The sequence below is a fragment of the Streptococcus sp. cx1 genome (assembly GCF_052384325.1).
GTDB classification, from domain to species: Bacteria; Bacillota; Bacilli; order Lactobacillales; family Streptococcaceae; genus Streptococcus; species Streptococcus salivarius_G.
The window spans coordinates 255,374-277,544 of the sequence record NZ_JBQSUN010000001.1 but is presented as its reverse complement, the minus strand read 5'-3'; the positions used below and the strand labels follow the sequence as shown (position 1 = coordinate 277,544).

Genomic DNA, 22,171 nt, shown 5'->3' with positions numbered 1-22,171 from the left:
CCCTCCTAGCTATTGTAAATATTTTCTAATTCCTGCCAGATGGCGTCTGTTGGCATGTCCTTGCCTGTCCACAATTTAAAGGCACCTGCTGCTTGATGAAGCAACATGCCAAGGCCGTTCACAGCCTCTATTCCCTGTTTCCTAGCCAAGGCCAAGAAAGGTGTTTCAAAAGGCTGATAAATGATATCAGCAACCAAGAGTCCCTCAGGAAATTTTGTATCTGTGGGAATAGGCAAGGATTCGCCATCCATCCCAACACTCGTCGCATTCACCAATAAATCAGCCTGGCCTAGTTCCTCTTGAAAATACTCAAGATCATTTAAAGCATGAAACTCCAAGTGGCAAGTTGCCTGTTCAAGTAAGGACTTAAAGCTCTCTTTTGCCTTATCTAATGACTGAGGGCGAACATAGACACTGACTTTTTTTGCACCATCAAGAACTGCCTGCGTCACAATAGCTTTAGCAGCACCACCAGCACCCAAAATCATCAGATGAGCGTCTCTAGGGCTAAAGTCCTTTAGACTAGCAAAGAAGCCAAAACCGTCCGTATTATGACCAATCAAATGACCATCACGATTAACAACTGTATTGACGGCACCAATCAGTTGAGCTGCAGGACTAATCTCATCCAAAAAAGGAATGACTGCTTCCTTATATGGCATCGACAAGTTGATACCGAACATGTTGTAACGTCTAATATTTTCAACTGTCTCGGCTAGGTCTGACTCTGGAATCTCCCAGGCCACATAAACACCATTAACTTGTGTCTTTTCGAAGGCCGAATTATGAATGAATGGTGAAATAGAATGCTTGATAGGATTGGCAACAACAGCCGCTAGGCGTGTGTGTCCATCAATCTGCATCCAAAACCTCCCTGATTCTACGCATATCTGCAAGACCAACTTGTCCCGGAGCACTAGCATTATCAAGACTAGCAAAGGTCCATGATGACCCCACCAAATCTCCCGCAAAACGTGACAAACGACCTAGTTTACCCATTGACATAGTTACAAACTCTTGTTCAGGATTATAGGCCTTGAAACCACGTGTGAAGTTCATAAGGTCAAGAACATCCTGCTCATGCTTAGGCATAACCGCCACCTTAACCACTCTCGGCGTTAAGTTTGTCATCTCAGACAAAAGCTCCATAAGGTTTTCAGGGGTCTCCTCAAAGTTATGATAGGACAAAACCAAGTTTGAAAATTCGAGCATTTGGTCAAAGACAGCCTTACGTGTGAAATACTCAAAATCAATATAATCTGGCGAATAGATAGCAGCTACATCCTTAATTAGTGCGATGTATTCCGCATCCGTTAACTCAAGCTTGCCACCCTCACGCGTCGTACGGATGGTAAAGACAATCTCAAAGCCTGCGAATTTCTCGAAAATAGCTGGAGCAACCGTTAAGATACTATCCTTATCTAAAAAATCTGCACGCCATTCTATAATGTCTGCCCCCTCAAAACGAGACAGTTCAAGCTCTTGTGCCTCCTCTAAACTAGTTGGCATAATCGGAACTACAATTTTCATTTATTTACCCTTATTGTGTATACTTTCAAATAATTTGATGTTGGATCATTAGGATTGACGGTAAAATCCGCTGGTAATTGTTGCAGGTTAACGAAGTCCGCTGTAACATCTCCCAAACCCTTACGCAGTTGTTTTTTAAACTGTTGCACGGTCATATTAGCAGCATTGGTACTTGCAATGATTGTCCCATGCTCTGATAAAATATCAAGACTCTGTGCAATTAACTTGTGGTAATCCTTATTTGCTGAGAAAGTGCGTTTCTTATTTCTGGCAAAGCTTGGCGGATCGATGACGATAAGGTCATAAGATAAGCCTTTTTTCTTTGCATATTTGAAATAATCAAAGACATCCATCACGACCAAGCGATGATTGTCCATACTGAAACCATTAGCTTCAAAATGAGCCGTCGATAATTCACGTGAACGCTTAGCCAAATCAACTGATGTCGTTTCAATCGCTCCACCCATAGCCGCAGCAACTGAAAAAGCTGCCGTATAGGAGAACATATTCAAAACTGATTTACCCAAAGCTAGGCCATTAACTAAACCATCACGCACTTCATGCTGATCAAGGAAAATTCCCGTCATTAGCCCATCATTGAGGAAAACTTCATAAGTGACCCCATTTTCTAAAATGGTGAAGGTATCAGCCGCCTCTTGCCCAAAAAGATGGTCTGATTCGAAATCAAGACCCTTGAAGCGGATTTTCTCATAGCCTCCCAAGACCTCAGGAAAGACCGTTTGGAAAGCCTCTACAATAACATCCTTCAAGGAATAAACAAAGGCATTGTACCATGAAAAGAGGGCATAATCCCCATATAAATCAATTGTGAGACCACCAAAATCGTCACCATCTTGGTTGAAAAGACGAAAAGCTGTCGTCAATTCATTATCATAATAGGATTGACGTTTGGCCTTAGCCCTTTCAAAAAGTCCTTGAAAATAAGTCACTGTCAATTGTTGTTTTTTAGGGGACAGAAACCATCCTATCCCCTTATTTTGACTTGACAAATAGCCCGTTCCTAAAAAATCTTTGGACTGGCTATAAAGGTAAACCAACTGATTATTTTCAGTTATATTTGGAAAATCTTCGGCTAAAAGAAGCTGTTTTCCTTGTTTGATTTTTTTCTCCGCAAAGGGACTTACCGTCAATATACTCATGTTACTATTATACCAAAAAAATGCTATTATTTCTGTTTCGTAACTAGATTTTATCAATTATATGTCAAGGAATATCACACTCAATGGCAGTAAATTTTTGAGAGTCATTATCTTATTTGGTATAATGATTAAGATAATATAGAATCAAAGGAAGTATTACTTTGAAAAAAATTACTGAAGCCTTTTGGAAAGGAGTTTCATCAAGACTTGGATTTATCCTCTTGTTACTCTTCTTTTACTGGCTAAAAACCATATTCGCTTATTACGTCAACATTAATCTTGAGTTGGAAAGCAGATATCAGGTTATGCTTTCGCTGATTAACCCTATTCCACTAGGATTAATGCTTCTAGGTTTAGGACTATACTTCAAGAAACGACGTTTCTTTTATAGCATTACCATTGCTATCTATGTCATCCTTAACCTCTTACTTATCGCTAATGTGATTTACTTTGGGGAGTTTACAGACTTCATCACTGTAAATACCATCCTAGCAAGTTCTAGTTCGGCAGCAGGACTAGGAGACTCCGCCAAGAACCTTCTTGAGCCAAGCTATCTCTTCTACCTGATTGATGTACCTTTCTTCATCTATGCTGGTTTCAGGAAAAAGCTTAAAATGGACAGCAAGCCATTTAACAAACGAGCTAGTTTTGCCGTCACTGCACTGTCGACACTCCTTCTCTCAGTTAACCTCTTCTTAGCAGAAGTTAACCGTGGCGAGTTGTTGACACGTGGTTTCTCAAATAACTATATTGTTCGTGCTATGGGGCTTCCCTTCTTCACAGCCTATTCTGGTAACTTAACTTATCAAGCTTCACAGGCTCGGTCATCTGCAACAGCTGAGGATATGAAAAAGGTTGAGGCTTACGTTAAAGAGCACTATGCGGCACCTGATCCTAAGTACTACGGAATTGCTAAAGGAAGAAACGTCATCGTTATTCACCTGGAAAGCTTCCAACAGTTCCTCATTGATTACAAGCTCAAAGTAGACGGTCAAGACTATGAGGTTACACCATTCATCAATTCCATTTATCACTCAAATGAAACTCTAGCCTTTTCAAACTTCTTCCACCAAGTTAAATCAGGGAAAACTTCTGATGCTGAAACCTTGATGGAAACATCTCTCTTTGGACTAAGTACAGGGTCATACATGGTAAACTATGGGGGTACCAATACAGCCTATGCGGCGCCATCTATCCTAGCTCAAACAGGCGACTATACGTCAGCTGTTTTCCACGGAAACACTGGATCCTTCTGGAATCGTAATAATACCTATAAACAATGGGGTTATAATTACTTCTTTGACTCATCAGCCTTCACTGAAAAAACTGATGAAAACTCCTTCCAGTATGGTCTAAATGACAAGTACATGTTCCCAGATTCCATCAAATATCTGGAACAAATGCAACAACCTTTCTACGTTAAATACCTTACAGTATCTAACCACTACCCATACACTTCACTCTCAGGCGATGAAAAGGAACAAGGTTTCCCACTTGCCGAAACAAAAGACGAAACAGTCAACGGATATTTTGCAACAGCTAACTATCTTGACTCAGCAATCAAAGACTTCTTTGATTACCTCAAGGAAACCGGTCTTTACGATAACTCGATTATTGTCATGTACGGTGACCACTATGGTATCTCTGATACACGAAGCAGCAATCTTGCTGAACTTCTCGGTAAGAACCCTGAAACTTGGTCAAACTATGATAAAGCCATGCTTCAACGTGTTCCTTACATGATTCATATTCCAGGCTATACTGGTGGTGGTATCTCTAACACCTTTGGTGGTGAGGTTGATGCCCTTCCAACACTCCTTCACGTTCTTGGCGTTGATACTAGCTCTTATATCCAGATGGGACAAGACCTCCTATCTCCTGATAATAAGCAAACCGTCGCATTTAGAACCTCAGGTCAATATGTTACTCCTCAATACACCAGCTACTCTGGTCGACTTTATAACACTCAAACAGGGGAAGAAATTACCAACCCTGATGAGACAACTAAAAAAGATAACGAAGCTATTCGTAAGGCAGTAGCAACTCAGCTTTCGATGAGTGACGCTGTTCAAACAGGTGACCTTCTTCGTTTCTATACGCCAAACGGTTTGAAGCATGTTGATTCTAGCAAGATTTCCTACACTAAACAGATGGATCAACTAAAAGAAATCAATAAAAAGCTGAAAGATAAATCAACCAGCCTCTACAAACAAAAAGGCAATAAATCAACAGCTAATCTATTCAAGACCCCATCTTACAAGGAACTACATCCTGCAGAATCTGAATCAAGCTCAAGTTCAAGTGAATCAGAGCCAAGTAGCTCTTCAACGGAACAGCAATAAACCTTAAAAGCAGTCCTGTTTGGACTGCCTTTTTAGATTAAACAATTATCAATCGTACTTAACTGGAAAATCATAATCCTCATAGCACTCGCCTCAAACATATTTCTTGCTAGTTTACTATAAGCGTGATTAAATAGAGTTTGTAAGAAAACTTATAAAGGAGAACAGATATGAATCCAATGGACCTATTTAACCAAGTAAAAGAAATGATTGAAAAGAAAGATTTCGAAGCTGCTAAAAAGTTTGTCGATGACAATAAAGATGATTTGGGCGAATACTTTGACCAAGCTAAGTCACTTGTTTCAGGTAACGAAATGGTTAGTGGAGCTTTAGACAAGATTAAAGGTCTATTCTAAGACGAAGTCCTCTCAATCAATAGGATTGAGGGGACTTTTTATGTTTAGAGTTTCTATTTAGAGACAATGCATAACACAATCTAAGATTCTTTAGAAACACAAAAAAGAGATTCCTAAGGAACCTCTTTTTATTCTATATGACTATAGAATTATTTTTTCAAGTTGTAGAATGATTTCAAACCACGGTATTCTGCAACTTCACCAAGTTGGTCTTCGATACGAAGCAATTGGTTGTATTTAGCGATACGGTCAGTACGTGACAATGAACCTGTCTTGATTTGACCAGCGTTAGTTGCAACTGCGATATCAGCGATTGTTGAATCTTCAGTTTCACCTGAACGGTGTGATACTACTGCTGTGTATCCAGCTTCTTTCGCCATTTCGATAGCGTCGAAAGTTTCAGTCAAAGTACCGATTTGGTTAACTTTGATAAGGATTGAGTTAGCAGCGTGTTCTGCAATACCTTTTTCAAGGTAAGCTGTGTTAGTTACGAAGAAGTCGTCACCAACCAATTGAACTTTACCACCAAGACGTTCAGTAAGAGCTTTCCAACCGTCCCAGTCGTTTTCGTCCATACCATCTTCGATAGTGATGATTGGGTATTTGTTAACCAATTCTTCAAGGTAGTCGATTTGTTCTGCAGCAGTACGAACAGCAGCGCCTTCACCTTCAAATTTAGTGTAGTCGTAAACTTTACGTTCTGCATCGTAGAATTCAGATGATGCACAGTCAAATCCGATAAATACGTCTTTACCTGGTACATATCCAGCAGCTTCGATAGCTTTGATGATAGTTTCAACACCATCTTCAGTTCCGTCGAAACGAGGTGCGAAACCACCTTCGTCACCTACGGCTGTTTCAAGTCCACGTTCTTTAAGGATTTTCTTAAGTGCGTGGAAGATTTCAGCACCCCAACGAAGAGCTTCTTTGAATGTTGGTGCACCAGCAGGTACAATCATGAATTCTTGGAAAGCGATTGGAGCATCTGAGTGAGAACCACCGTTGATGATGTTCATCATTGGAGTTGGAAGAACTTTAGTGTTGAATCCGCCAAGGTAGCTGTAAAGTGGAACTTCAAGGTAGTCAGCAGCTGCGCGTGCTACAGCGATAGACACACCAAGAATAGCGTTGGCACCAAGTTTACCTTTGTTTGGAGTACCGTCAAGAGCGATCATTGCGCGGTCAATACCTTGTTGATCACGTACGTCGAATCCGATGATGTGTTCAGCAATAACGTTGTTTACATTATCAACTGCTTTTTGAGTACCAAGACCACCGTAACGAGCTTTGTCACCATCACGAAGTTCTACTGCTTCGTGTTCACCAGTTGAAGCTCCTGAAGGAACCATACCGCGACCGAATGCACCAGATTCAGTGTAAACTTCTACTTCAAGTGTTGGGTTACCGCGTGAGTCAAGGACTTCGCGTGCGTAAACATCAGTAATAATTGACATTACAATACTCTCCTTATGAGTTAAAATTTTTTACACCTATATATTACCATAATATCAAGGCTTAAGCAAATTAAAACCAGAATTTTCTAGCGATTTTCTATTTTTTAATATTTTCAATTGTTTTTGAAAATCTCAGAAAGCAACTCAAATGAAAAGGAATTCAAAATATTGTATAATACAAGTAGAAAACTAAGAGGAGATTCCTATGACTTCACTTGAAAACAAAGTGCTCCAATGCGCTAGTGGCGAAAAACGCCTAAATCCCGATGAACTTCGTCAGTATTTTGGAACCTATGCGGAACGTGTAGTCCTAGCTGTTCTATTGGAAAACACCGAAAAGAAAACTGTAATTGACAATTTTCCGCAAATATTAAAAGACTTATTAGCCGTTTACCCTAATCTTAGTCTCAAACTTTCGCCAAAATTAGCCGACCAGACACAATTTACCTATATCAAGACCGCTCAAGCACTAAATATTTCTGCAACTATTGTTGACGAGGCCAAGGCCCATTCACCATACGGTCTTATCGTACATAGTAATCAAGCAGAGAATCTTGATAAAGTATTATTTTCAGAACTCTATCCTGATATCCTTGCTCCTAGTGAAACTGAACCTATCCTTGAAAAAAAGGGATTTTTTGCTAAACTATTCGGAAAATAAAAGCTGACGCTACGTCAGCTTTTTCTTATATCACAATTATCACAATGTTTTATTGAGCTTGATGAGATTTCCAATATTGAGTCCTGTTCGATAGAGATTCTCCTTAGCAGCAGCTAAAACTTGGTCTAAGTCTGCTACTTGACCAATAATGGGAAAAGCAGCTGAAATGCCTGCTACTGGAAAATCAGGCAAGTCATCCTTCAGACTACCACAGATTGCAATGACAGGAATAGCTGATGGTGTCCGCCTAGCTACCCCGACCGGTGCCTTACCAGACAAGGACTGGCTATCCATACGTCCTTCTCCTACTATAACCAAATCAGCAGACTTCACACGTTGGTCAAAATCAACACAATCAAGTACAAAGCTAATCCCTGATTTAATTTCTGCACCTGCAAAGGCCACCAGGCCTGCAGCCATGCCTCCCCCTGCTCCTGAACCAGCCAGTTTTAAAACTTCTGGAGCAACGTCAGTGTAGAATTGAGACATATCTTGGTCGACTTTTTTAAATTGTGAAGGAGACAAGCCTTTTTGTCCACCAAAAATATAGGTTGCTCCATGTTGGCCACACAAGGGGTTGTCTACATCAGTAATCAGACGAATGGTGACACCAGACAAATCAAGCTTATTTTTAGAGGATACCTTCTTAATGAGACCAAGATTAGCACCTATTGGCTCAAGCTCCTGTCCCTCAGAATCATAAAAACGATACCCCAATCCATATGCCATACCAATACCACCATCATTGGTAGCAGATCCACCTACGCCTATAATAAACTCTCGGATGCCAGATTGAACCAAATGAACAATTAGTTCACCTACGCCTTGTGTCGTTAGAGCTAGAGGATTTCGTTTCTCCTTAGGAATATGCTCCAAGCCACAAATCGCAGCCATTTCAAAAATGGCAGTCTGGCCATTGCTGGCAAAAGAAACACTTCCGTCACTTGTATAGGCATGAGGAATCTTGATACTTTTCTTCTCAAGATTTAGATTTTCAGCAAGAGCATCTAAGGTGCCCTCGCCACCATCACCTATTGGCATGAGGTCAAAATCAGCGTCGGGTAAGGCATTTTCAAAACCTGATTTAAGAGCTAAGGCGACCTCTTTTGCAGATAAACTTTCCTTAAATGAATCAGGTGCAATCAAAATTCGCATGATGTCCTCCTTCTATTTTTCTTTTAGGTAAGGGGATAAAGCCTGAACTAACTCTTCCGTCATATGTCGAGGACCTCGAACAGTTTTAATACCTAAACTCTTTAGTCTATCACTATCAAAGTCAGTGTCATTAAAAGTGTATAAGGGCTTAATCCGCATCAACTCTTTAATACTCTCCTCTTCACGATAACCTTGATTAGGGATATTTGCCTCTAAAACCTGACAGACGTAACGGATGGCCTTGGTAGGTGCCGTAATATAGATAGCCACAAAATCTCCCTTTTGCATACTAGCTTTCTGTGTCCAAAGAATCTCCTCATTTGCGGAAAACTCATCCCCAATATCGTAGTATTTCAAATTTACCGGGATAATCCAATAATGAGGCTCCGAAGCCTTTCTAAGATGTTTGGGAGCCACTAGGGAACGACTTTCACTAAGAAGCTCAAAAACAGTCTGGTCTGGCAAGGTCTCATCTAAAACAAGACTAACCCAGGTCTTCTTGGACATATGGTAGCTAGGAAAAACGCCATCCATTTTCAAGAGCTTATCCATTTGCGTCGGATTAACCTTGAGGTTAACCACATCATATGTTAATTCTGCCTTTTCTCCATCAAGCCCTAGTTTTTCTCCCTTAAGAGGAAAAAACAAGGCATACCATTTACCATCAACTCTAAAAGATAGATAGCTTGGTTCTTTCTCGAAAGGATGGTCTGCTTGGTCTGAAAATTCTTGAGCTAAAAATTTAGCCAGGCGATTAGCTTGTGGAGATGAGAATAATTGATCTTCATAACAAGAATCAGCTACCTGTGACAGAAGTTCTCCATAAGCCTCTCTGACTTGACCAACGTAAGTTCCAGTAGCCTGAGGACTCCTGAAGATATCATAAGGCTCATCAAGATCACTATCGACAACCTGTCCCGTCAACTTACCTTCTAAATCAATAAACAATCGAGCTTCAAGTTCTTCAGCTATCAGTGTTTTTCTGAACTCATAGCCTTGCTCAGTAGCTGTAAAACCAAAAGGTTCTAGGCTATCAGGTTTTATGACTTTCTTTTTAAAATAAGCATCCTCAAAAGTCATTGGTTCTCCCTTTTTCTAAAAAAGAGAAGTTGAGACAAACTTATGTCCCAACTCCTTTTTTATTTTGTTGACTGACGTAAGGTAATACCGTGATTAAGAATAACATCTTTTTCTTCAAGTTCTTCCTTATTCATGATTTTAGTCAACATACGCATGCTAACTGCCCCTAAATCATAGAGAGGATGATTAATACTAGAAAGGTTTGGACGTGTATAGCTTGTAATTGGTGAGTCATTGCTTGTGATGATTTCGAAGTCTTCTGGAACTGATTTACCTGCAGCAAAGAGGCCATTCAAGAGACCTGCAGCCAATTCATCTTCTCCAACATAGGCAGCAGTGGCACCAGAGTTCAAGACACGTTGTGCTAGATCAAAGCCATCTTTATAGCTATATTTAGCTTCAAAGACTAGTCCTTCATTGTAGCGCAAATTATTCTTTTCAAGTCCAGCCTTATAACCAGCTAGACGGAGCTTGCCATTAATATCATCAATTAGTGGCCCTGATACAAAGGCAACCTTTTCATTATTCTTGGCAAGCTGTGTTATAGAATCCTCAACGGCAGCTTTATAGTCGATGTTAACACTCGGTAATTGGTGTTCGAGGTCCACTGTTCCTGCTAGGACAATCGGCGTACGAGTACGGGAAAATTCTGCACGAATTTTTTCCGTCAAGTGGTAACCCATGAAGATGATACCGTCTACTTGTTTGGCAAATAGAGAGTTAATCACGGTAACTTCGTGATCGTCATTTTCATCACTAGATGCAAGAACAATATTATACTTGTACATGGTTGCAATATCATCAATCCCCCTTGCTAAAGTAGCAAAATAACTATTAGCAATATTTGGGATGACAACTCCTACAGTAGTGGTTTTCTTACTCGCCAAGCCACGCGCAACCGCATTTGGACGGTAATCCAAACGATCAATGACCTCAAGCACTTTTTTTCGGGTGTTTTCTTTTACATTTTTATTTCCATTTACCACACGAGACACAGTCGCCATCGAAACACCTGCTTCACGCGCAACGTCGTATATAGTAATTGTTTCATCAGTATTCATAAAAACACTTCCTTTCTCATTTTACGCTCACTTATTCATTCTAATTGTATCAGATTCTGAAAACACTTTCAATTATTTTGACTGATTTTTTACAAAAAAATGAAAGGGATTCCTTCTTTATGGTTACGAGGAAGAAAGCCATTTCAGAAAAAGGCCTCTCATTTCGTGTTTCCAAGACTATCCATCGCTTACAAAACTAGCCTAAAAAAGTCTCAATGAAAGTAAATGATTTAATGAAAAGCCAAAAAACAACTTGCATTTTCCCTATAAAAGTGACAGAATGAGTGTAAGAAATACAAAGGAGTTTTTTCTATGTCTAAACTTGATCGCATTCGTCATTTTTTGAATGAAAATAAAGCAGGGCTAGCTATTGTTTCAGATCCTGTAACTGTCAATTATCTTACTGGTTTTGATTGTGACCCACATGAACGCCAAATGTTCCTCTTCGTCTACGAAAATCGTGAACCTGCCCTCTTTGTTCCTGCTCTTGAGGTTGCACGTGCCTCTGCTGTACTCGACTTCCCAGTCTTTGGTTATGTGGATTCTGAAAATCCATGGCAAAAAATCAAAGCTGGTCTAGCAAGTACAGACAGCTCTATTATTTATGCAGAGTTTGACAATCTCAATGTGACTAAGTTCCAAGGATTGCAAACAGTCTTTGAAGGTCGCTTTGAAAACTTGACACCATTCATTCAAAAAATGCGCGTTATCAAGTCAGCTGATGAAATTCAAAAAATGATTGTTGCCGGTGATTATGCTGATAAAGCTGTTAATATCGGTTTCGACAATATCTCTCTTGACGTTACTGAAACAGACATCATTGCTCAAATCGAATTTGGCATCAAACGCTTGGGCTATGAAATGAGCTTTGAAACTATGGTCTTGACTGGTAACAATGCAGCCAACCCACACGGCATTCCTGGAAGCAACAAAATTGAAAAAGATGCTCTTCTTCTCTTCGACTTGGGCTGTATGGTGAATGGCTATGCTTCAGATATGACGCGAACAGTCGCTGTTGGAAAACCCGATGATTTCAAAAAAGAAATCTACCACTTGACTTTAGAAGCTCAACAGGCTGCCCTAGATATGATTAAACCAGGTGTAACTGCCAGCGAAGTCGATGCTGCAGCACGTAATGTTATTGAAAAAGCTGGTTATGGTGAATACTTCAACCACCGCCTCGGACACGGTATCGGAATGGATGTGCATGAATTCCCTTCAATCATGGAAGGAAATGACTTGGTAATCGAAGAAGGAATGTGCTTCTCTGTTGAACCAGGTATTTACATTCCTGAAAAAGTTGGTGTTCGTATCGAGGACTGTGGTTATGTGACAAAAGATGGCTTTGAAGTCTTCACACACACACCAAAAGAATTGCTCTATTTTGATGTCTAATTAATAAACATGGGTCTTCAATTAAATTGAAGATCTTTTTGTTTGTAGCCAAATCGAAAACACCAAAAAAGCTGACTCATCGAGAGTCAGCTTTTACTATTTTTCCTCATGCTCTTGTCTAAGATAGTCAAGTCCTTCTTCAATCCATCCTGGCATTGCTTCTGCCAAGGGTTTAAAGCCATAGTTCAAACGACTATCAGAGAAACGATGACGATGAGGGATTTTATTTTTTTCTTCCTCAAGGGTTCTCAAAGAAAGACTAGCCTTTTGTGTAAATTCATCAAAATCAACAACTTGAACCAAGACCTCCTGGTCTACCTTGAGGGTATTGTAGATGTTGTCGATATAACCTGTCTTAATCTCCGAGATGTGAATCAAGCCTGTGGTACCATTTTCCAATGAAACAAAGGCACCGTAAGGCTTGATGCCTGTGATAACACCCCTAAGCTTGTCTCCAATTTTCATCTTAGTCTGCTACCTCAACTGTTTCAATCACAACATCCTCAAGTGGCTTATCTTGAGCCCCAACCTCAACATTGGCAATCTCATCAAGCACCTTGTAAGAGTCTTCATCCACCAATTGACCAAAGACTGTATGGCGACGGTCTAGGTGAGGTGTTCCCCCATTTTCAGCATAAGCTTCTGCGATTGGTGCTGGCCATCCACCACGTTCGAGTTCCTTTTTAGCATAAGGAATTTCAGGCGTTTGAACGATGAAGAATTGGCTACCATTTGTATCTGGTCCAGCATTAGCCATAGAAAGCGCACCACGGAGGTTATAGAGCTCTTCAGAAAATTCATCCTGGAAGCTACCACCAAAGCTTGACTCACCACCCATTCCAGTACCAGTTGGGTCACCACCTTGAATCATAAAGTCCTTGATAATACGGTGGAAAATCACACCGTCATAGTAGCCACTCTTGGCCAAATTGACAAAGTTAGTAACTGTTAACGGTGCATGGTCAGGGAAAAGCTTGATGACCAAATCACCATGGTTTGTTTTAATTGTTGCGACTGGACCTTCTACTGCATCCAAGTCAAGTTGTGGGAAATGAAGTTCTTTTTCTACCAATCCGAGTTCCTCCAAGGCATTGAAAATGCCATCTTCTTCTACTGTTCCTGTAACGTAATCTGCTTTTTCTTTCAGTTCTGGTGTGGCATTACCCATGGCAACCTTAAGTCCAACATAGTCAAAAATCTCCATATCGTTTGGACCATCCCCAAACATCATAGCATTGACCGGTTTAAGGTTTTCATGCTCCAAGACATGCTCGACACCAGATGCTTTTGAGATACCATTTGCTACGACGTCAGATGAGTGTTCGTGCCAAGGTACCATACGAACATGTGTCGCAAGTTCTTCTGGTAACTCAAGCTCACCATCATTTTCCGCAAAAGTCCACATATGGTAAACATCGTTCGACAAATGGAAGTCTGGCTCCACATCACAAAGACCATAGACTGGTTTCATAGCATCATCAATCAAATCTGAACGCTCTGAGACAACTGGCTTATCCTTACCGGCAAAGCCCCAAGCAATCCCAATCTCCTTGCACCAAGCAACAAAGGCTTCTGTAACTTCACGAGCTAGGGGCTGGTTATAAATTTCTTCCCCTTTTCGATTAATCACATAAGTTCCATTGATGGTTACAAAATAATCGGGCTCTAGGTCTCGAATGTCCTCAACGACACCATAGTAGCCACGTCCTGTGGCAATCCCCGTCAAAATTCCTTTTTCTTTAAGCCCTTTGAAAACAGCCTTAATAGACTCAGGAATGTAGCCTGTCTTTTTGACACGAAGGGTGTCGTCAATGTCGAAGAAAACAATCTTTGTCTTCTTGGCCTTGTATTTTGTTTTAGCATCTACTGGCATCGCTAATCTCCTTTACAGTATCACGACCAGAGTTAGGTATACCTGCTATCCTAACTAAAGACCGTATGGTACTCCCATTATATCATGTCTTAAAGCCAAAAACAAAAAATCATCTAGGACTATAGCAGTCTTAGATGATAGGCGTTTTAACGGTTAACACTCTTGATAATACGTTTGATATCACGTTCTTGTTCACGACGTTTGATAGATTCACGTTTATCATAATCATGTTTCCCTTTGACAATACCAAGCAATACCTTGGCAAAACCGTTTTTTAGGTATACCTTCAAAGGAACCAAGGTCATTCCTGTTCCCTTAAGGTCATTTTGAAGTTTGGTGATTTGCTTCTTCTTGAGCAATAATTTTCTCGTACGGTCTGGATCCTGATTCCAAATATTACCTTGCTCAAAAGGAGCAATATGAACATTGATTAACCAGGCTTCACCATTCTTGATTTGGGCATAGCCATCTTTTAGTTGGATGCGTGCCGCACGAACGGATTTAATCTCCGTCCCTGTTAGCACGATACCTGCTTCAATAGTATCAACGATACTATAATCATGTCTAGCCTTTTTATTCTGAGCAACAACATTGCCTTCACCCTTTGGCATAGCAGTCCCTCCATTCTCATCCTATTTTCGTTTTTTAGCAGCGTCCTTGTAGAAAGGTTTGTTCCCTTTCTTCTTACGACGGCCACTCTCACGTCCCTTGTTATCATTATGAGGACGGTTTTGATTCTTACGCTTGTCGGGTTTCTTAGATGACTTACGTTTTTCGTCATAAGAACCTTTACGACCATTACCGTCTTGACGGTTACGGTTATCCCCACGTTTACCACGACGTTCGAAGTCTCCATTTTGACGGTCACGACGTGGACCTCTATTGCGGAAGGCTTTTGCCTTTTCTTCACGTTCCTGACGAGCCTTGTGATCTACTTTTTCAGTGACATCATACTCGCTTGGAAGGTATTGGAAGTCAATGTCTCCGGTTTCCTTATCCGCACGTGTTAATTTGACACGGATAGGCTGACCAACTCGGAAAGTCTTACCAGTTTTCTCACCCTGAAGTGTCATGGTACGTTCATTGTAATTGTAAAATTCTGGAAGGGTCGTGATGTGAACCAAACCTTCGATAGTATTTGGCAATTCCACAAACATACCAAATTTAACCACACTTCCGACAATACCATCGAATTCTTGGCCAACAAACTCTTCCATGTATTCCGCTTTTTTCATAGCTTCAACGACACGTTCGGCATCAATGGCACGACGTTCAAGAGTTGAAGATGATGTCGCTAACTCAGGAATAACCTCTTCAAAATGTTCACGCGTCTCTTGAGACATATTGTTAGTGTACTCACGAATCATTCGGTGAACCAAGAGATCTGGGTAACGACGGATTGGACTAGTAAAGTGGGTATAGTACTGAGCCGCAAGTCCGTAGTGTCCATGATTGTGTTCTGAATAGCGGGCTTGTTGCATTGAACGAAGCAGCATCATGTTCATGACTTCTGCTCCAGGTTTTCCCTGAACTTTGGCCATAAACTCTTGCAAGTCTAGCTGATCCATCTTATTGGCAGTTCCTTTGATTTGAACACCAAAGATAGAGGCATAATCCATGAAGCGTTGCAATTTCTCAGCTTTTGGCTCTTCGTGGATACGGTAGATAAATGGCAACTTAGCCTTAGCAAAGTGCTCTGCCACACATTCATTGGCAGCCAACATGAAGGATTCAATCATTCGCTCGGCTGTTCCACGTTCACGCACCACGATATCCACTGGCATTCCCTTCTCATTAACCAAGATACGAGCTTCAGATGTATCAAAGTTAAGGGCACCTCGACGCTCACGCATGTCTTCTAAAATCTTATGCAATTCTGCCATAGCTGATACAGAATCCATGATTGGCTTAAACTGCTCAATCTTTTCTGGATTTCCAGCCAACATCTCATTGACATCACTGTAGGTCATACGGAAGGTTGTATTAATCACAGATTGGCAAATCTTATGATTAACCACCTTACCTTTTGGAGTAATCTCCATGATGGCTGACTGCGTCAAGCGATCAACATTGGGATTTAGGGAACAAATACCATTTGAAAGACGCTCAGGCAACATTGGCACTACGCGGTCTGTCACATAAACAGATGTCCCACGTGCTACGGCCTCACGGTTAAGTGCAGATCCTTCAGTAACATAGTAAGACACATCAGCAATATGAACACCAAGCTCAAAGTTACCATTTGGCAAACGTTTGATATGGACCGCATCGTCCAAGTCCTTAGCATCGGCTCCGTCAATAGTAAAGGTTACTTCTTGACGAAGGTCAACACGACCAAGGAGGTCTTCCTGACTCGGTGCATCTGGGACAGCTTCTGCTTCCGCCATGACATCCTCTGGGAATTCTGAAACAATATCCATTGATTCCAAGACTTCCAAGACATCAATACCAGCATCCCCCTGATGACCAATAATGTCACGAACACTTCCTACGAAATAATCATAGTGACGGTTAGGGTATTTTTCGATATCAACCTTAATAATTTCAGTACCATCTAGGGCAACTGGTTCTTTCTTGATATAAATTGGCTGCTGAATTTTTTGGTTTTTAGACTTAATGTAACCCGCATAGGGTTCTTTCTCGTCGCTAAGGATAAATTTCCCTACAACAGTCTTAAGCGAACGTTCTACAATTTCAACAACACGTGCTTCTGCTGCTGTCCCTCGTAAACGATCTGCTGGCTTCTTGATGACAACGGCAACAGTATCACCATCAATAGCATGGCCAACATCATTACGACCGATGAACATATCATCTTCACTGTCATCGACATGCAAAAAACCAAAGCCGTTCTTATTGGCACGGAAGACACCTTCAACAGTCACCTGATTAGGATTTTCTTTCTTAGGACGCAAGGATACAGAGCCATCTCGGTTAAAACGCAACTGCCCCTTACTTTCCATGGCTGATATGGCCTTGATGAGCTGAGGGAACTTTTCACCCCCAGCATGATTAAGAGCCTGGGCAATGTCGTTTACACTGGATTTCCCATGCTCCTTCAAATAATTTATAATAGTTTCTTTCATGATTTCCTTTTCTTTTATTTATTGACTATAACGCAAAAAATGAGCCAACCTCAGTCAGCTCATTACTTACTTGAGAGAATGGAAAGGACGATTGCATCTACAATCCATAGAAAAACCATGATTCCTGTAAAGCGTTGCATAAAGGCTTCAAAACCACGTGGTTTACTACGTTCAAATAGTGCTTCTGACCCACCACCATCAAAGACATTGCTACTTGGATTTTTTTGTGGTTGCATGAATACCGCAATCACAATAATAGCTGACATCACCAAGAGCAGCGTTAATAATAAGTCGTACATAGTTATTCCTCCGAAAAAGTCCTTTTTATTCTACCATAGAACCCTTTAAGATTCAACATGTAAGGTTACTTTTCTATCCTTAGGGCAGAATTTGGGTACCTGAATTTTCTCAGGATGATTCTGTTTATTTTTACTTGTGAGATAGTTGATGCTCCCACATTCACTACACTTTAAATTGATTTTAACTCTCACCTATATTCTTGACTCCTAGCGATTTTCTAAAGATGATTAAGGACCAGACAAAATTTCCAAAGACGATCATTGCAGTCACAAAGAAGACCCAGCGATAACCTAGACCTGTCGCAACTGCTGACCCAACAAAGGGACCTAAAACCTGTCCAATATATGAAAAGCTTTGATTAAAGCTAAATATTCTTGAGATTCCTTCTTTGGGTGTCATTTTGGTCAATAAAGAATTGACACTAGGCATAAGGGCACCCACACCAAAGCCATAGGCAAAACGTAAGATACCCAGTTGCAAGGCTGAACCGGCAAAACCACAGAGGAAATACAAGAGAAAGCTATAAAATAGCCCCATTAAAAGCAAGCGATGATTCCCAATACGGTCTCCCAATTTTCCCAGAAAAGGGGTACTTAAGAGACTAGAAAAGCCCATAGCAGAAACAATTAACCCTGAGTAAAAAAGGATATTTTCCCTCTGACCTAAATAACGAATGTAAAGGGCCAACATAGGTGCAATCGATTGGGCAGAAATCTGAATAATCATACTGGTCACAAAAAGGCCAATCAACATAGATTTGCTGGGAATTCTTGCAAAAACCTGAGAAAGGGTCATCATCTCTCCCTTTTCGACAGGCTGGAAATCCTCTCGCAAGCCAAAAATAGTTAAGAGGCAGCAGATAAATAGAATGAGTCCAACCAATAAAAAGGTACCCCTCATACCAAACGCCTCAGATAAGGTACCACCTAACAAAGGGCCAATCAGAACACCTGCCGTTAGACCCGTAGACAAGGTCCCCAAGGCATAGCCAGAACGATTCTGAGGAACCTGACTAGCAATTAAAGCTGTGGCATTTGGGACATAGCCTGCAAACAAACCATTCAGCGTTCTTAAGAAAAGCAGCCAGAAAACATTTGGGACTAAGGCAAGCCCTCCCATTGTAAAAGTCATCACCATGCTGGCCCTAATCATCATAGGCTTTCGACCATAACGGTCAGCCAGGCGTCCCCAAATAGGAGAAACCAAGGCAGAGGCTAAGGCAGAGATGGCAACAGACAAGCCAGCATACCATTCGACCATGTCTCCTTTAACACCTAGTTCCTCAATGTAGAGGGCCATGAAAGGCATAACAATGGAGAAACTAGCTCCAGTAAAAAAGGTTCCTATCCATGCAATTTTAAGGTTACGTTGCCAATCAGTACTTTTAAGCTCTTTTTGGCGCAAATAATCATCTTCTTTCTAAAATTCACTATCCATTATATCACAATGACTAGCTATGAGGAGCTAGGTAAATCAATTATTGCGCTCTTCACCTTCTCCTTCAAATCATCGAGACTACCGTTATTATCAAGAACCAAGCTGGCATAAGGCTTTTTCTCTTCTAAAGACATCTGGCTAGCGATACGCATACTAGCTTCCTTTGAACTTAAGTGATTACGTTTCATCAAGCGTTGGCGCTGGACCTCAGGTAACACTGCCACCAACCAAATCTGGTCAAACCAGTCCTGATACCCATTCTCAATAAGTAAGGGAATATCCATGAAAAAAACATCTTCTTTCTTGGCCAAACAATCCCTTTGAGTTGCTAGTTCCTCTCGAATAATTGTCCCTTGAATCTCAGCAGACCGATGTCTCATCTCCTCATTCGAAAAAATCAGATGCCCTAGTTTAGGACGATTCAATTCTCCATTAGGAAGGAGAATCTCCTCTCCCAACCAATCAAGCAAGGCACTATACAAACGGCCTCCTTTGGCCTGCATATCGTGGACAAGCTGATCAGCATCAATGACCTTGTAACCTGCCTCTTTAATCATTTCAACAACCGTTGATTTTCCTGAAGCAATACCACCTGTTAACCCAATAATCATCGTTTCTGACAATGAGGACACAAATATGTCCCTCTCCCTCCTAACTTGATTTTTTCAATTGTGCTTGCGCAGCGTGGACAAGGCTGTCCCGTCTTTCCGTAAACCTGCAAATAGTTCTGCATGGTTCCGTCCTCACCAAGGGCATTACGATAGGTCCTTATGGTTGAGCCGCCTTTTTCAATGCCAAGCTGTAAAATGGCAATCGTTTGATCATGGACTCGCTTCATGGCTGCCTTGCTGAGTTCCTTTGCTGGCATTTCAGGATGAACCTTGGCCGCCCAAAGCACCTCATCAACATAGATATTTCCTAGACCAGCCACCAATTTTTGCTCCAAGAGGAGACTTTTAATGGGCTTTGCAGAACTCAACAAGGCTCTCTCAAACGAGGCGTATTTGAAGGCCTTCTTAGTAGGCTCAGGACCAAGTTTTTTCCTTGTAAAATAAGTCTCCTCTTGACTTTTAGCCAATAAATCAAAGGTTCCAAACTTGCGGACATCTTGATAGACGAGGGTGGAGCCATCATCTAACTTAAAAAATAAGTGAAAATGCTTGTTGGTAGGAACTTGATCTGTAAACAGCAGGTATTTTCCCTCCATACGCAAGTGGGAAATCATAATCAACTGTCCAAAGTCAAAAATCAAGTACTTGCCTCTTCGTCGCAGGGCTTGAATGGTTTGACCAGGTAAATCAGTCAAAAAACTATCGTAGGAAGTCTTAATCATTTTGGGAACCTTGACCTCAAGCGACAAAATAGTCCGACCTACTACTAACCGTTCTAAACCTCGTCTAACAGTTTCTACCTCAGGTAACTCAGGCATCTGCTCCTCCTTCTAGCAAGAAAGCCGAGCAAGTGCCCAGCTTTTTAATATTCTTTTTCATTGTAACCAAAATCGGCCAAATCAAGTTTTTTATCACGCCAATTTTTCTTAACCTTAACCCAGGTTTCAAGGAAGACCTTGTCCCCAAGCATAACTTCAATATCTTTACGAGCAAGGGTACCAATTTTCTTGAGCATGGAACCTTGTTTACCAATAACAATACCTTTTTGGCTGTCACGCTCAACCATGATTGTCGCACGAATATGAATCTTATCCGTGTCTTCATCACGCTTCATCTCATCAATGACAACCGCAACGGAGTGTGGAATTTCTTCACGTGTCAACTGAAGGACTTTTTCACGAATCATCTCTGATACCAAGAAACGCTCAGGGTGATCGGTGATTTGGTCCGCTGGGAAATATTGGAACCCTTCCTCAAGGTTATCACTCAAGACATCCACAAGGTGGGAAACATTGTTCCCTTGGAGGGCAGATATCGGAATAATCTCCTTGAAATCCATTTGTGTACGGAAATCGTCAATCTGCTCTAGGAGCTGATCTGGATGGACCTTGTCAATCTTATTGATTACCAAGATAACTGGAACTTTAGCTTGTTTGAGGCGTTCGATAATCATATTATCACCCTTACCACGGGGCTCATCCGCTGGTACCATAAAGAGGACTGTATCAACCTCACGAAGGGTTGAATAAGCAGATTCCACCATAAAATCCCCAAGAGCCGTCTTAGGCTTGTGAATCCCTGGGGTATCGATAAAGACAATCTGTTCCTTATCGGTTGTGTAAATTCCCATAATTTTATTGCGGGTTGTTTGAGCCTTATCACTCATGATAGCAATCTTTTGCCCCATAACATGGTTCAAAAACGTTGATTTTCCTACATTAGGACGGCCGAGAATAGCCACAAATCCTGATTTAAATGTCATATAACTTCTTTCCTATTTCGTTTTAATTGAAAATTAAGTGCCAAATTTTAGGTATGAAAACAATCATCCCCGTAATGACTGCATAACAAGAAACCACTAAAACAGCTCCAGCGGCCATATCCTTGGCATTTTTGGCTAGCATCGAAAAGTGATAATTACTAGCTAAATCGACAACATTTTCAATGGCAGAATTAACAATCTCTAGGGCAATTACGAGAAAAACTGCCATCAAAAGAAAGAGCCATTCTGTCGCAGACACACGGAAAATCAAGCCAGCCAATACCACCAAGATAGCTGAAACCAAGTGCTTGCGCATATTGCGTTCTTCTTTAAAAGCCGTTAATATTCCTGTCAGAGCAAACTCAAAACTAGCTGTAAATTCTCTATTTTTCCACTTTTTTTGTGGATTATTGTCGCGTAAGTCCATAAGCAGTCAAAATTTCTTCCTGTAATCCAAACATTTCCGCTTCTTCTTCTGGTGTGTAATGGTCATAGCCATTGATATGGAGAAAACCGTGAACAGCCAAGAAACCCATCTCACGTTCAAAACTATGTCCATAATCCTCAGCTTGTTCATGAGCCTTATCAACGGAAATAAAGAGTTCACCGATATAACTATCAAACTCTCCCATCATTTCAGCTAATTCAGGATTTTCAGCCAACTCTTCCTCATCAAAGCTAATATCTAACTCAGGCTTATATTCCAAACTAATGACATCCGTTGGACGGTCTGTATCACGATATTCCAAGTTTAGTTCGTGGCTGCGTTCGTTGGTTACAAATGTAACAGCCATTTCCTTGTCTTCCTTGCCAAGTTTTTCTGCTGCAAAATCTAGCAACTCCAAGGTTTGTTCTTTTAATTTCTCAGAGACTTGTCCAGTCTCGTCAATCATTTCAATATACATAAG

Annotated in this window: 23 protein-coding genes; 4 read left to right on the top strand and 19 right to left on the bottom strand. The window is 41.0% G+C overall.

Annotated elements, in window-relative coordinates:
- Positions 1-5: 5 nt before the first annotated feature.
- The 3 genes from ACT170_RS01325 to ACT170_RS01315 are packed head-to-tail and all read right to left on the bottom strand — an operon-like array spanning position 6 to position 2,690.
- A complete protein-coding gene (locus ACT170_RS01325; protein WP_014634144.1) occupies positions 6-863 on the bottom strand; it encodes a shikimate dehydrogenase in 858 nt (285 codons plus the stop codon).
- Entirely contained in the window at positions 853-1,530 is a 678-nt protein-coding gene (aroD, locus tag ACT170_RS01320; RefSeq protein WP_049528987.1) for a type I 3-dehydroquinate dehydratase, read from the bottom strand. Before aroD ends, ACT170_RS01325 begins: the two co-directional genes overlap by 11 nt.
- Complete coding sequence (locus ACT170_RS01315; protein ID WP_175057483.1) at positions 1,527-2,690, bottom strand: class I SAM-dependent rRNA methyltransferase; 1,164 nt, start codon at positions 2,688-2,690, stop codon at positions 1,527-1,529. The genes aroD and ACT170_RS01315 overlap by 4 nt, the downstream gene beginning before the upstream one ends.
- A gap of 161 nt (positions 2,691-2,851) precedes the next feature.
- Here ACT170_RS01315 and ACT170_RS01310 point away from each other — a divergent pair, with 161 nt between their 5' ends.
- Entirely contained in the window at positions 2,852-5,032 is a 2,181-nt protein-coding gene (locus ACT170_RS01310) for an LTA synthase family protein (RefSeq protein WP_070476485.1), read from the top strand.
- 170 nt (positions 5,033-5,202) lie between these two features.
- The gene (locus ACT170_RS01305; RefSeq protein WP_002890454.1) at positions 5,203-5,388 is read left to right on the top strand and encodes a hypothetical protein; all 186 of its coding nucleotides are present in this window, start codon (positions 5,203-5,205) and stop codon (positions 5,386-5,388) included.
- A gap of 149 nt (positions 5,389-5,537) precedes the next feature.
- Here the strand turns inward: ACT170_RS01305 and eno are convergent, their stop codons facing one another.
- Positions 5,538-6,842 (bottom strand): surface-displayed alpha-enolase, encoded by a 1,305-nt coding sequence (eno, locus tag ACT170_RS01300; RefSeq protein WP_002886048.1) that lies wholly within the window; start codon positions 6,840-6,842, stop codon positions 5,538-5,540.
- Between the two features lie 205 nt (positions 6,843-7,047).
- Here eno and ACT170_RS01295 point away from each other — a divergent pair, with 205 nt between their 5' ends.
- Positions 7,048-7,503 carry a YueI family protein gene (locus ACT170_RS01295; RefSeq protein ID WP_021144479.1) on the top strand — a complete coding sequence of 152 codons (456 nt, stop codon included), beginning with the start codon at positions 7,048-7,050 and terminating at the stop codon, positions 7,501-7,503.
- Positions 7,504-7,542: 39 nt separating this feature from the next.
- On the opposite strand, the gene ACT170_RS01290 is transcribed toward ACT170_RS01295, so the two are convergent.
- Genes ACT170_RS01290 through ccpA form a run of 3 tightly spaced genes read right to left on the bottom strand, consistent with a single transcriptional unit; the run spans position 7,543 to position 10,799 of the window.
- A complete protein-coding gene (locus tag ACT170_RS01290; RefSeq protein WP_004182927.1) occupies positions 7,543-8,658 on the bottom strand; it encodes a glycerate kinase in 1,116 nt (371 codons plus the stop codon).
- 12 nt (positions 8,659-8,670) lie between these two features.
- Positions 8,671-9,738, bottom strand: a complete 1,068-nt coding sequence (locus ACT170_RS01285; protein WP_444817935.1) for an MmcQ/YjbR family DNA-binding protein — start codon at positions 9,736-9,738, stop codon at positions 8,671-8,673.
- Positions 9,739-9,797: 59 nt separating this feature from the next.
- A complete protein-coding gene (ccpA, locus tag ACT170_RS01280; RefSeq protein WP_002886078.1) occupies positions 9,798-10,799 on the bottom strand; it encodes a catabolite control protein A in 1,002 nt (333 codons plus the stop codon).
- A 312-nt stretch (positions 10,800-11,111) separates the two neighbouring features.
- On the opposite strand from ccpA, the gene ACT170_RS01275 reads away from it, so the two are divergent.
- Positions 11,112-12,194, top strand: coding sequence for a M24 family metallopeptidase (locus ACT170_RS01275; protein WP_014634135.1), 1,083 nt, complete (start codon positions 11,112-11,114; stop codon positions 12,192-12,194).
- A 96-nt stretch (positions 12,195-12,290) separates the two neighbouring features.
- Here the strand turns inward: ACT170_RS01275 and ACT170_RS01270 are convergent, their stop codons facing one another.
- From ACT170_RS01270 to ybeY, 12 genes are all read right to left on the bottom strand, one after another.
- Positions 12,291-12,659, bottom strand: a complete 369-nt coding sequence (locus tag ACT170_RS01270; protein ID WP_002886108.1) for a S1 RNA-binding domain-containing protein — start codon at positions 12,657-12,659, stop codon at positions 12,291-12,293.
- 1 nt (position 12,660) lies between these two features.
- Positions 12,661-14,067, bottom strand: coding sequence for a Cof-type HAD-IIB family hydrolase (locus tag ACT170_RS01265; protein WP_014634134.1), 1,407 nt, complete (start codon positions 14,065-14,067; stop codon positions 12,661-12,663).
- Positions 14,068-14,213: 146 nt separating this feature from the next.
- The gene (gene smpB / locus ACT170_RS01260; RefSeq protein ID WP_014634133.1) at positions 14,214-14,678 is read right to left on the bottom strand and encodes an SsrA-binding protein SmpB; all 465 of its coding nucleotides are present in this window, start codon (positions 14,676-14,678) and stop codon (positions 14,214-14,216) included.
- 21 nt (positions 14,679-14,699) lie between these two features.
- Positions 14,700-17,153 carry a ribonuclease R gene (gene rnr, locus ACT170_RS01255; protein WP_175063638.1) on the bottom strand — a complete coding sequence of 818 codons (2,454 nt, stop codon included), beginning with the start codon at positions 17,151-17,153 and terminating at the stop codon, positions 14,700-14,702.
- A 62-nt stretch (positions 17,154-17,215) separates the two neighbouring features.
- Positions 17,216-17,452, bottom strand: a complete 237-nt coding sequence (gene secG, locus ACT170_RS01250) for a preprotein translocase subunit SecG (protein WP_002886135.1) — start codon at positions 17,450-17,452, stop codon at positions 17,216-17,218.
- 45 nt (positions 17,453-17,497) lie between these two features.
- The gene (gene rpmG / locus ACT170_RS01245) at positions 17,498-17,644 is read right to left on the bottom strand and encodes a 50S ribosomal protein L33 (RefSeq protein WP_002890443.1); all 147 of its coding nucleotides are present in this window, start codon (positions 17,642-17,644) and stop codon (positions 17,498-17,500) included.
- Positions 17,634-18,857, bottom strand: coding sequence for a multidrug efflux MFS transporter (locus ACT170_RS01240; RefSeq protein WP_014634131.1), 1,224 nt, complete (start codon positions 18,855-18,857; stop codon positions 17,634-17,636). The genes rpmG and ACT170_RS01240 overlap by 11 nt, the downstream gene beginning before the upstream one ends.
- A gap of 50 nt (positions 18,858-18,907) precedes the next feature.
- Positions 18,908-19,501, bottom strand: coding sequence for a dephospho-CoA kinase (gene coaE, locus ACT170_RS01235; protein WP_198463981.1), 594 nt, complete (start codon positions 19,499-19,501; stop codon positions 18,908-18,910).
- Positions 19,498-20,319, bottom strand: coding sequence for a DNA-formamidopyrimidine glycosylase (mutM, locus tag ACT170_RS01230; protein WP_444817934.1), 822 nt, complete (start codon positions 20,317-20,319; stop codon positions 19,498-19,500). The genes coaE and mutM overlap by 4 nt, the downstream gene beginning before the upstream one ends.
- A 44-nt stretch (positions 20,320-20,363) precedes the next feature.
- Positions 20,364-21,263: a GTPase Era gene (gene era / locus ACT170_RS01225; protein WP_013990908.1), complete on the bottom strand. Its 900-nt coding sequence runs from the start codon at positions 21,261-21,263 to the stop codon at positions 20,364-20,366.
- Positions 21,264-21,285: 22 nt separating this feature from the next.
- Positions 21,286-21,690 carry a diacylglycerol kinase family protein gene (locus ACT170_RS01220; RefSeq protein ID WP_410541151.1) on the bottom strand — a complete coding sequence of 135 codons (405 nt, stop codon included), beginning with the start codon at positions 21,688-21,690 and terminating at the stop codon, positions 21,286-21,288.
- A complete protein-coding gene (gene ybeY, locus ACT170_RS01215; protein ID WP_037599238.1) occupies positions 21,671-22,168 on the bottom strand; it encodes an rRNA maturation RNase YbeY in 498 nt (165 codons plus the stop codon). Before ybeY ends, ACT170_RS01220 begins: the two co-directional genes overlap by 20 nt.
- Positions 22,169-22,171 lie beyond the last annotated feature (3 nt).